General features: G+C 61.5%; 8 protein-coding genes and 1 tRNA gene. 5 read left to right on the forward strand and 4 right to left on the reverse strand.

Going from position 1 to position 11143, the window contains the following annotated elements; translation table 11 throughout:
• Positions 1 to 32 precede the first annotated feature (32 nt).
• Complete coding sequence (locus tag CFI11_RS07605; protein ID WP_130404635.1) at positions 33 to 1766, reverse strand: ABC transporter substrate-binding protein; 1734 nt, start codon at positions 1764 to 1766, stop codon at positions 33 to 35.
• A gap of 159 nt (positions 1767 to 1925) precedes the next feature.
• Here CFI11_RS07605 and CFI11_RS07610 point away from each other — a divergent pair, with 159 nt between their 5' ends.
• On the forward strand, positions 1926 to 2702 hold the full coding sequence (locus CFI11_RS07610) for a DeoR/GlpR family DNA-binding transcription regulator (RefSeq protein ID WP_256370570.1): 777 nt from the start codon (positions 1926 to 1928) through the stop codon (positions 2700 to 2702).
• Entirely contained in the window at positions 2695 to 4284 is a 1590-nt protein-coding gene (glpD, locus tag CFI11_RS07615; protein ID WP_130404639.1) for a glycerol-3-phosphate dehydrogenase, read from the forward strand. The genes CFI11_RS07610 and glpD overlap by 8 nt, the downstream gene beginning before the upstream one ends.
• Here glpD and CFI11_RS07620 read toward each other — a convergent pair whose 3' ends face one another.
• Positions 4285 to 5814 carry a benzoate-CoA ligase family protein gene (locus CFI11_RS07620; RefSeq protein ID WP_130404641.1) on the reverse strand — a complete coding sequence of 510 codons (1530 nt, stop codon included), beginning with the start codon at positions 5812 to 5814 and terminating at the stop codon, positions 4285 to 4287.
• A complete protein-coding gene (locus CFI11_RS07625; protein WP_130404643.1) occupies positions 5811 to 6947 on the reverse strand; it encodes an FAD-dependent monooxygenase in 1137 nt (378 codons plus the stop codon). Before CFI11_RS07625 ends, CFI11_RS07620 begins: the two co-directional genes overlap by 4 nt.
• Positions 6948 to 7044: 97 nt before the next feature.
• Here CFI11_RS07625 and CFI11_RS07630 point away from each other — a divergent pair, with 97 nt between their 5' ends.
• The 3 genes from CFI11_RS07630 (at position 7045) to CFI11_RS07640 (ending at position 9787) form a co-directional block, all read left to right on the forward strand.
• Positions 7045 to 7752, forward strand: coding sequence for an IclR family transcriptional regulator (locus tag CFI11_RS07630; RefSeq protein WP_165390213.1), 708 nt, complete (start codon positions 7045 to 7047; stop codon positions 7750 to 7752).
• 36 nt (positions 7753 to 7788) lie between these two features.
• Positions 7789 to 7862, forward strand: a tRNA-Gly gene (locus CFI11_RS07635).
• Between the two features lie 113 nt (positions 7863 to 7975).
• Entirely contained in the window at positions 7976 to 9787 is a 1812-nt protein-coding gene (locus tag CFI11_RS07640) for an ABC transporter transmembrane domain-containing protein (protein ID WP_130404647.1), read from the forward strand.
• Positions 9788 to 9792: 5 nt separating this feature from the next.
• Here CFI11_RS07640 and CFI11_RS07645 read toward each other — a convergent pair whose 3' ends face one another.
• The gene (locus tag CFI11_RS07645) at positions 9793 to 10857 is read right to left on the reverse strand and encodes a serine hydrolase (RefSeq protein WP_217358760.1); all 1065 of its coding nucleotides are present in this window, start codon (positions 10855 to 10857) and stop codon (positions 9793 to 9795) included.
• Positions 10858 to 11143 lie beyond the last annotated feature (286 nt).

An 11143-nucleotide genomic window follows, 5' to 3' on the forward strand; every position in this document is an offset into this window, starting at 1 on the left:
GCCCCGGCAGTTGGGGAGGAAAACCCTCGACCTCAGTTGGCGGCCCAGCGGGCGACCAGCTCGTCGTAGTTCACGGTCTCGCCTTGCGGCTTCTCGTTCTCCAGCGGCGGTTTGGCCCCGCCATTGGCATACCAGAACTCCGCATCCTGCTCTTCGTTCAGGCGCGGGCCGCAGCCGCCATAGACGTTCTGTGCTTCATCCGCGCGCTGCATCCGCGCCATGACCAGATCCATCTCTTCGGCCAGACGGTCCATGGCTTCCTGCGGGGTAAACGCGCCGGAATTCACGTCACCAATCTGCTGCCACCAGATTTGCGCGAGCTTCGGATAGTCGGGCACGTTGACGCCGGTGGGCGACCAGGCCGTGCGATCCGGCGAGCGGTAGAACTCCACCAGACCGCCCAGCTTGGGCGCTCGTTCGGTGAAGCTTTCATGCCGGACCGAACTGTCGCGGATGAAGGTCAGACCCACGTGGGATTTGCGCACGTCGACCGTCTTGGAGGTCACGAATTGCGCATAGAGCCAGGCCGCCTGGGCCCGATCCGAAGGCGTGGATTTCAGGAAGGTCCAGGACCCCACATCCTGATAGCCGACCTTCTGACCTTTTTCCCAATAGGGGCCATGCGGGCTGGGTGCCATCCGCCAGAGCGGCATGCCCTCATCATCCACGGTGTTGTTGCCTTCGGACTTGGGCTTGACCATGTCGGCGGTAAAGGCGGTGTACCAGAAGATCTGCTGAGCCACGTTACCTTGCGCCAGTGCGGGCAGGGACTGGTAGAAGTCATAGCTTGCCGCGCCCGGAGGGGCGTATTTGCGCAGCCATTCGTCCCATTTGCGGATCGCGTACACAGCGGCCGGGCCATTCGCGGCGCCACCACGGCTGACACTCGCGCCTGCCGGGTTGCAGGAGCCTTCCTCCATCCGGATGCCCCATTCGTCGATCGGCACACCGTTGGGCTCGCCCTTCGATCCGGCACCGGCCATCGACAGCCAGGCATCGGTCATCCGCCAACCCAGATCGGGCGCGCGCTTGCCGTAATCCATGTGGCCATAGATCGCGACACCATCGATTTCCTTCACGTCCTCGCTGAAGAACTCCGCTATGTCCTCATAGGCCGACCAGTTGACCGGCACGCCCAGATCGTAGCCGTATTTCTCCTTGAACGCGGCCTGCAGATCTTCGCGGTCGAACCAGTCCTTGCGGAACCAGTAGAGGTTGGCGAATTGCTGGTCGGGAAGTTGGTAGAGGTTCCCGTCCGGCCCGGTCGTGAACTGGATGCCCATGAAGTCGTCCAGATCCAGCGTCGGCGATGTCGTCGCCGCCCAGTCACCCGCCATTTGTTCGGTCAGGTTATAGGCCAGTTGCAGCCGCGAATGGGTGCCGATCAGGTCGCTGTCATTGACGTATCCGTCATAGAGGTTCCGCTTGGTCTGCATCTGGGTCTGCACCGCCTGCACGACCTCGCCCTCGCCGAGGATCTGGTGGTTGACCTTGATGCCTGTGATGTCCTCGAACGCCTTGGTCAGCACGTCCGATTCGTAGCCATGCGTCGGGATACCTTCCGACAGCACGTTGATCTCCATCCCCGAGAAGGGCTCAGCCGCCTGGATGAACCACTTCATCTCGTCCAGTTGCTCTTCCTTCGACAGGACGGAGGGTTGGAATTCCTCATCAATCCATTTCTGCGCCGCGGCCTCGTCGGCATAGGCGCTGGTTCCTGCGATTACGGCTGACGCCGCAACTGCACAGAGTAGAACCCGTCGCATTACGTTCACCTCCCTTAGTTTCGTATGGCTGGCAAAATGCAGCATGATCATGGTTGTTTGAAAGAAAACGAAAGTCAAAAGAAAAGTTTTCTATGGAGAATGGCGGTTCTGTGTCTAAATAGGCAGCAAAGCGAAACTTCGGATCAAAGGCGCCCTTGCGTGAATATCGAAAGCCGGCACGAGGAAATACTGGGTCTCCTGCGCATGCAGGAGCGGGTACTGGTCGAGGATCTGGCGACCCGATTCGACGTGAGCACGCAAACGATTCGCAGCGATCTGCGCGATCTGGCCGAAGCTGGGCTCGTGGCCCGCACTCGGGGCGGGGCCCGCCGTTTGAACCAGGCGGCGAATCGCGACTACACCGACCGGCGCAAACAGAATGCCGCTGAGAAAGAGGCGATTGGCGCGCTGGCTGCCTCGCTGATCCCGCACAATTGTTCCGTGACGCTGAACATCGGGACAACGACCGAGCAGGTGGCCCGCGCGTTAAGCGAGCACAAGGACCTCGTCGTGTTGTCGAACAACATCAACATCATCAACGCCCTGATGGGCGCGCCCTCAAAGGAACTGATCCTCGTGGGCGGCGCGGTGCGGCAGACCGATGGTGCCATCGTGGGTGAAGATGCGGTCGAGTTTATCTCCCGTTACAAGGTGGATTACGCGGTGATCGGCACCTCTGCTCTGGATGCCGATGGAGCCGTGTTGGACTACGACGCTCGGGAAGTGTCGGTTGCCCGGGCGATCCTGCGCAATTCCCGTACCCGGATCCTTGTCACCGACGCCTCGAAATTCGACCGCACCGCGCCTGTCCGCATTTGCGGTTTGCCGGATCTCGACTATGTGGTGACCGACCGTCAGCCGCCGTTCGAGTTTCTTAAGGCCGCGCGGGCTGCGGGTACGGAAATTCTCACGTTGGACGGGGGTGACGATGTCTGACCGGACATATGACCTCTTCATCATTGGTGGCGGCATCAACGGATGCGGCATCGCCCGCGACGCGGCGGGCCGGGGGCTAAGCGTGTGCCTGGCCGAGATGAATGATCTTGCCTCAGCCACCTCGTCAGCCTCCACCAAGCTCTTTCACGGCGGCTTGCGCTATCTGGAGTATTTCGAGTTTCGGCTGGTGCGTGAGGCCCTGATCGAGCGTGAAATCCTGCTCCGCGCGATGCCGCATATCTCCTGGCCCATGCGCTTTGTGCTGCCCTATCACCGGGACATGCGCTTTGACAGCGACACGCCGACGTCGCGGCTTCTGTCCTGGATCATGCCCTGGATGAAAGGACGCCGCCCGGCCTGGCTGATCCGGTTGGGTCTCTTTCTTTATGACAATATGGGTGGCCGAAAGATCCTTCCAGCAACCCGTAACGTCGATCTAACCCGCGATCCGGCGGGGGAACCGCTGCAACCGCAGTTCAAACGCGCCTACGAGTACTCCGATTGCTGGATCGAGGATTCTCGGCTTGTGGTTCTGAATGCGCGAGATGCGCGCGACCGCGGCGCAGATATCAGGACGCGCACCAAGGTGATCGCGGCTTCTCGCGCCGATGACGTCTGGGAGGTCGAGGTGGAGGATCAGGAAACAGGTGCGCGCGAGACGGTGACCGCGAAGATGCTGATCAATGCCGGCGGTCCTTGGGTCGGCGACATCATCCGCAACACGGTCCGCTCAAACTCGCAGGAGGGGGTGCGGCTGGTGCGCGGATCGCACATTGTGGTGCGCAAGCTCTTTGATCACGACCGCTGCTATTTTTTCCAAGGCACCGATGGGCGGATCATCTTTGCCATTCCCTACGAGACGGACTTTACCTTGATCGGCACCACCGATGCCGAACATTCCGAACCCTCGGTGGCGCCGGAATGCACACCGGAAGAGAAGGACTATCTTCTTGATTTCGCATCGCGGTATTTCAAGACGCCTGTGACCAACAAGGATGTGGTGTGGACCTATTCCGGTGTTCGCCCGCTTTATGACGACGGCGCGAAATCGGCCACGGCGGCCACGCGAGACTACGTCCTGACCGTGGATGCCACCGGCGGCGCGCCGCTTCTCAATGTGTTCGGCGGCAAGATCACGACCTATCGCAAGCTGGCCGAAGCGGCCCTTGCCAAGATCCTGCCCTTCTTTCCGGGCACTTCGGGCAACTGGACCGCTGGTGTCGCCTTACCGGGCGGCGACTTTCCGGTGAACCAGGCTGGGCAGCAGGCAAAGGATCTGTGCCGCGACTATCCCTTCCTGTCGGACGTGTGGGCGCGCCGGCTTGTCCGGGCGTATGGGACGGATGCCCGGACGCTTCTCGGTCCGGCACAGGCAGCAGAGGATCTGGGCCGTGACTTTGGCGCAGGCGTGACCTCCCGGGAACTGGACTGGGCGATACAACATGAATGGGTGCGCTCTGCCGAGGACTTTCTGTGGCGCCGCACAAAGCTTGGCCTGCGCCTGACGCCCGAGCAGAAGGCGGACGTCGCCAACTACATTGCTGCGCGATTGGTGCCTGCCGCCACCCGTGTGGCGGAATAGTCATCCGATATCGCGCATGGCCTGTCGGTCGATCTTGCCGGTTCCGGTCTTGGGCAACTGGTCGAGATAGACGATCTCACGCGGGTATTTGTGCGGCAGCAGCTGTGTCTTGGCATGGGCCTGCAGCTCTGACGTGAGAGCGGCATCCCCCGCCACACCGTCGCGCAGTGCGATCCAGGCCCGTAACGTCAGGCGCTGGTCGGGCAGTTCGATGGCCTGAACGCAGCTTTCGAACACTTTGGGGTGTTCGTTCAGCGCCAGTTCGATCTCCATCGGATAAACCCATTGCCCGGAGACTTTCACCAGATCGTCAGCCCGTCCCTTGAAGAAATAGAACCCCTCGTCGTCGCGGACAAAACGGTCGCCTGTGTGGATCCACCCATCCCGCATGGTCTCTGCTGTCTTCTCGGGCCTGTTCCAATAGTATTGGGCGGCTGACAAGCCGCGCACCTGCATGATCCCTTCTTCGCCCGTTTCCGCTTCGCGATCCTCCGGCGTGCGCAGCCGTATCGCATAGCCAGGCACGACCTGTCCGGCAGAGCCCGATTTCTGCATGTCCGCCTGATTGGAGAGATAGATGTGCAGAACTTCGGTGGACCCCAGGCCCTCGACAATCCGGTGCCCGAAACGATCACTCCAGGCTTCGGCAATTTCGGTCGAGAGGATTTCAGCCGCCGATATACACAACCGGACTGAAGACAGATCGGCCGCGTCAGCAGCGGGGTCATGGGCGAGGGCGGTGTAAAGCGTGGGAAGGCCGAAAAAGACCGTTGGTCTGTGCCGGGCAATCTGTTCAAAGATACGCTCCGCCGTGGGCCGCCCCGACAAAAGGACCGAAGCCGCGCCTACGGCAAACGGGAAGGTGATTGAGTTCCCAAAGCCGTAGGCGAAAAAAATCTTTGGCACGGAAAAGCAGATATCATCGGCTTTCAGGTCCAGAACGCTGCGCGCATAGCTTTCGGCCGTGTAAGCGGCGTCTTCATGTTTGTGCACGATGCCTTTCGGACGCCCGGTCGACCCGCTGGAATACATCCAGAACGCCATGTCCCCGCGCCGTGTCGGGTGTTCGGCAAGATCCGGGGCAATATCCGCCCAGGGGCGTTCGGCGACGTTCAGGATCGCGACCCCGGCAGAGGCGAAAAGCGGCATGAACGGGTCGGAGGTGATGACGGCCTTTGCATCGCCATCCTCGATAAAGAAAGCGATCAATTCGGGTGGCGAGAGCGTGTTGATCAGCATCGGCACCAGTCCGGCGCGCAGTGCGCCCATGATGGCCGCCGGGTATGCCGGCTCATCGTCAAGAAACATCACGATGCGGTCGCCGGGCGAGGCAAGCTGCCGCAGATAGTTGCCGATCCGGCCCGCCTCTTCGGCCAGTGTCCGATAGGTCCATGTCCCGCTGTCGTGGAAAATCGCCGGCTTCTCCGCGCGCGTTTCCAGGTTGTCCCAAAGCAGGCGCGCGGCGTTGTAGTTTTCGGGCAGGTCGAACCCGATGGCAGCGGCCAGTGATGAAATGTCAGGATCGGTCACGCCGCATCCTCCAGGCTCAGCCCTGACGCTTCGAGCTGGCTTGCAAAGTGTGGTGCGAGAGCGCGCAACCGGGATGCGTCCAACCGCCCGGCCCGCCGGATGTAGGAGAGGGAGAAGGGCAGGGGATCGGCCGTCATATGCGCGCCAAAAGCCTCGTACCAATCGGCGGACCGGCTGGCCGCCGCCACGATCTTTTCAAGCACGGGCTGGCGTGTCGATTGATAGAGCGGCAAGGCAGTTGCGACATTCCAATCGCTGGCTCGCAAGGCATGTACAAGGCTGATGACATCTTCCAGCGCCAGCCTTGTTCCTGATCCGATCGAGAAATGGGCCGTATGCAGCGCATCGCCGACCAGGGTCCGGTTGCCATCGAACCAGCGTCCGCATGACAGGTTCGGAAAACGCCGCCAGGTCGAGTTGTTGGGGACCAGCCCGGCCCCTTCAAGCGTCTGGTCAAAAAGCCTTTCGCAGGCTTGGCGATAGTCCGGTTCGGCCAGGTTGGCAAAACCCGTTCGGTCGAACGTCTCTGCCCCCATTTCGATGATGAAGGTCGACTTACCCGGGGCATAGGCATAGTGATGCGCGTTCATCGGACCGTATTGGGTGTCGATGAATGTTTGCGTCAGTGCATCAAAGGCGCGGTCGGTGCCGTACCAGATGAACCGGTTTTGCAGCGCGCTGATCTGCTCATCGAACCGACCGCTGGCTCGCACTGTCGAGTTCAGGCCATCGGCGCCGATCAGCAGATCGGCCTCCAGCGCCGAGATATCGGTGATGCGCGTTTCATAGGAGGGGAGGATCCCAAGCTCTGCGGCCCGCTGCTGGAGCAGCCGCAAAAGCTCCAGCCGGCCAATTCCCGAAAAGCCGATACCGTCAATCACCATACGCTCGCCCCGATGGACGATGTGGATGTCGGACCACCGGGTCATGCTGGGTTCGATCAGATCGGCGGTTTCCGGATCGTCGTCTCTCAGAAAGGCCAGCGCCTGATCGGAGAAGACAACGCCGAAACCAAATGCCGCATCTGCCGCGTTTTGCTCAAAGAGCCGGATCCTGGCATCTGGGTTCAGTCGTCTGATGAGGATGGCGGCATAAAGGCCCGCGGGGCCCGCGCCCAGAATAGTGATCCGCATTGCTCCTCCCTAGCTCTGCGCTGACAATATCTTGCGATACGTAACGTATCACGTTATTCATAATCATAAGTATGCCTACCATATGTCAAGGCCAAGCATGAACGATCTGTCTGAACCACGCGGGCGCGGTGTCCAGTCGGTGGCTGCGTCCGCTGCCATTCTGGAAGCCCTTGCCAACGCGGGCGGTCCCACGACGTTGAAGGAAATCGCCGCGTCCGCGGATATGGCGCCCGCCAAGGTGCATCGCTATCTGGTCAGCCTTTGCGAAACAGGTCTGGTCACGCAGCGCCCCAGCGGGCTTTATGACCTCGGCCCAGCCGCAGCGCGGATCGGTATCTCTGCCGTCTCGCGGGTCGAGCCGGTAAACCGCGCCGCCGATATGCTGCCCGAGCTTGTCGACCTGACCGGAGCAACAGCGATGCTGTCGGTCTTTGGCCATGCGGGTCCGACCGTCGTCAGATGGGAACGGGCGCGTCCTCAGTTGATCACGGCGCTGGGTGTCGGCTCCGTCCTGCCGCTTGAGCGTTCGGCGACGGGCCAGGTCTTTCTGGGCTGGCTGCCTAAGCGCTTGGTGCATGATGTTTCAGATCTTCCCAGCAAACGCGCCGAAATCCGGTCCCGGTGGCTGTGCACGGCGGCAGAGACCTACATTCCGGGCCTCTATGCCCTGGCTGTTCCGGTGCTGGATCTGCAGGGGGATTGCGTGGCCGCAGTTACCTTGATTTCAACCGATGCCGAACTCATCGGTGCCAATTCTCCGGCGCGCCAGGCACTGAATGCGGCCTTTGACCCTCATCCCGCTTGACGGCCATCGCGTGCTTGAATACATCAGGGCTCCGGCGCGGGTATGGTGAAATGGTATCATAAGAGCCTTCCAAGCTTAAGGTGCGGGTTCGATTCCCGCTACCCGCTCCAGACCCTTTCCTTTTTGCGTCAACAGGTCGCTTGACCCTCCGGGCTCTGGCGGTCAATTAACGTATCCAATGCTGCTTTTCGCGGCAGTTCCGTGACATGCACAAAGGACCCTGATGGCCCGCCAGTCGACACCGCCGCCAGCCGCCCCCAACGCGACCGAAGAGCGTGAGAAGTCAAAGGACTTCGGCGCGCTCAAGGCCCTCTGGCCCTTCATGCTGCCCTATCGGGGCTTGATCGCTGCGGCAATCGCGGCATTGGTTCTGACGGCGATGGTGTCGCTGACCCTGCCTTTGGCGGTGCGGCGTGTGGTCGACAATTTCGAAATCGAAGACGGTTCGATCCTCGATTGGTACTTCATGGCGGCATTGGGTATCGCCGGGCTGCTCGCCCTGGGCACGGGGCTGCGCTATGCGCTGGTGACCCGTCTGGGCGAACGTGTGGTGGCCGACATACGCATGGCAGTCTTCGACCGTGTCATCGGGATGAGCCCGGCCTTTTACGAACGGATCATGACCGGCGAGGTGCTCAGCCGGATCACGACCGACACGACGCTGATCCTTTCGGTTCTTGGCTCGTCCGCCTCTATCGCGCTGCGCAACATCCTGATCTTCGTGGGTGGGCTCGCCCTGATGCTGATCACGTCACCCAAGCTGACCGGCCTGGTCCTGCTTCTGGTTCCGGCGGTGGTTGTCCCGATCCTGACACTGGGCCGGCGCTTGCGCCGGATCAGCCGCGAAAACCAGGATTGGATCGCCGCATCCTCCGGCAACGCCTCCGAAGCGTTGAGCTCGGTTCAGACGGTGCAGGCGTTCACGCATGAGGCGCCCAGCAGCGCGGCCTTCGCCGACGTGACCGAGCAGAGTTTCACCTCCGCTCGCCTGCGCATCTGGACCCGGGCGCTGATGACCGTGATTGTCATCTTTCTGGTCTTTGCCGGTATTGTCGGCGTGCTTTGGATCGGCGCGCGCGATGTACGGGCCGAGCTTATGACGACAGGCACGCTCATTCAGTTCGTGATTTATTCGGTCATGGTGGCGGGGGGCGTCGCCGCCCTGTCTGAGATCTGGGGTGAGTTACAGCGTGCCGCAGGTGCCACCGAACGGCTGGTGGAGCTTCTCAACAGCACCGACAGTGTCAGCGATCCGGTGAACCCAGCCGCTTTGCCCGCCCGTGTGACCGGTCAGATCACGTTCGATAACGTGTCTTTCCACTATCCGTCCCGACCAGAAACGCCAGCTTTGCAAGAGGTCTCGCTTAAGATCGCACCGGGAGAGACGGTGGCCTTTGTCGGCCCGTCCGGTGCAGGCAAGACCACGATCATTCAGATGCTTCTGCGGTTCTATGATCCCGATCAGGGACGCATTCTGCTCGATGGCGTCGATCTGGCCGCGATGGAGCGGGCGACCTTTCGCAAGGAACTTGCTCTCGTGCCACAGGACCCGGTCATCTTCGCCGCCTCTGCGCGTGACAACATCCGGTTCGGCCGGCCCGATGCCACCGCTGCCGAGGTCGAGGCTGCGGCCCGTGCGGCGGCGGCGCATGACTTCATCGCGGCCCTGCCGGACGGGTATGACAGCTATGTCGGCGAGCGTGGTGTGATGCTCTCTGGCGGGCAAAAGCAGCGCATCGCCATCGCCCGGGCGATCCTGCGCGACGCGCCCGTGCTTTTGCTCGACGAAGCCACCAGCGCGCTGGATGCCGAAAGCGAGCGGGCGGTTCAGCAGGCGGTTGATGAGTTGAGCGCCGGTCGCACCACGCTGATCGTCGCGCACAGGCTGGCGACGGTGAAAAAGGCCGACCGTATCGTCGTGCTGGATCAGGGACGTATCGTTGCCACGGGCCCCCATGACCAACTGGTTGCGGAAGGTGGCCTTTATGCCCGGCTCGCCCGGTTGCAATTCACCGATGGCAGTGCGGCGGCCTGACAGGCTCAGTCTTTGCCTGCACCGCTCTCGATCAGCGCCGTCATCATTTCGCGAGCCAGGGCATCCATGCGCGTGGCCTGATAGACGTTGGTGGTTAGCGCAAGGGTCAGGTCATGAACAGGCGACAGGATCAGCAGCGCGTACCACATCGTGTTCGATCCGTTGTGCCAGACCGTAGGTCCGATCGTTTCATTGCCGGATTGGATGACCCACCCCAGCCCGTAGCTTTCCAGGATCTCGGCCTGCATGATCCGGGCGCTTTCCGGGCTGATAAAGCCTTCGATCTCTTGGCCACTCGCAGCCCTCAGATGCATCTGACCCCAACTTAGCAGATCGGGCAGTGCTGAATGCAGGGTGCCCGCCGGACCCAGCCAGGGCGGATTGTCGGTCACGCCGTCTCCCATCGGGTCGACGGCGCGTTTGAAGCCGAGAATGGAGCTGTGGCCCCAGGGATCTCCTGCGCCTGTCGGCGCCCCGAAGCCAAGCGAAGTCAAGCCGAGCGGTTCGGCTATCTCGCTCTTTACCAAGGCGCTCCAGGCCTGGCCCGTGACCTCCTCTGTCGCAAGTCCGGCAAGCATGTAGCCGAGGTTGGAATAGGTGAATGTACCCGGCTTGCCCCGCATCGGTTGGGTCCAGAAACTGGCCAGCACCTCCCGGCGATCCCGTGTCAGATCCCCGCTGCTTTTTGCCAGCAACTGGCGTCTGCTTGGGTTGGCCTGAATCCCGGCGCTGTGGCTCAACAAGTGGCGCAAGGTGCAGTCCCGCCAATCCGCGTGCATCTGGCCGGCGTCTTGTGTCAGCACCTCCTCAATGGGCGTATCGAGGTCGAGAAGACCGCGCTCCACCAGCTTCATGACCAATGTCGCGGTGACCGATTTCGTGATCGACCCGATATGCCAGTGCGCATCCGTCGCCACGCGCGCATCGCCGCCCTTGCGTCTTGGCCCTTTCGCCAGCACGGTCATGTGTCCCGATGCATCGGCAAACGCACAACCCAAAGCAAAATGCGGATGTGCTTCAGCCGCCTGATGAAACAAGGTCTCAACAGCCTGAGGTGATGGCGCGGTCATCGGTCCGTCTCCGGTTTGCGGATACATTGATGCGGGAGGTGGTGGCGTTTGCTGATGCAGTCAAGCGGACGAACGGAAAGGGGGCACCTGCAGCCCGCCCGCTTTTTCCGGAAAACATCGTTCGCATGCGCAATGCGCTCAAATGGGTCTCAAGCGGCCTCTTCGGTCACAAAATGAAACCCCGGGACTGCGTGATTGGCGCAGCGTCACCTGACAAGTGACCCAGCGTGCCAAATCCAGCCACCTTGCGCGTCTTGCGGTTTGGCGGCACCATATTACCTGCAGA

This window comes from Thalassococcus sp. S3, assembly GCF_004216475.1.
In the GTDB taxonomy this organism is placed as follows: domain Bacteria; phylum Pseudomonadota; class Alphaproteobacteria; order Rhodobacterales; family Rhodobacteraceae.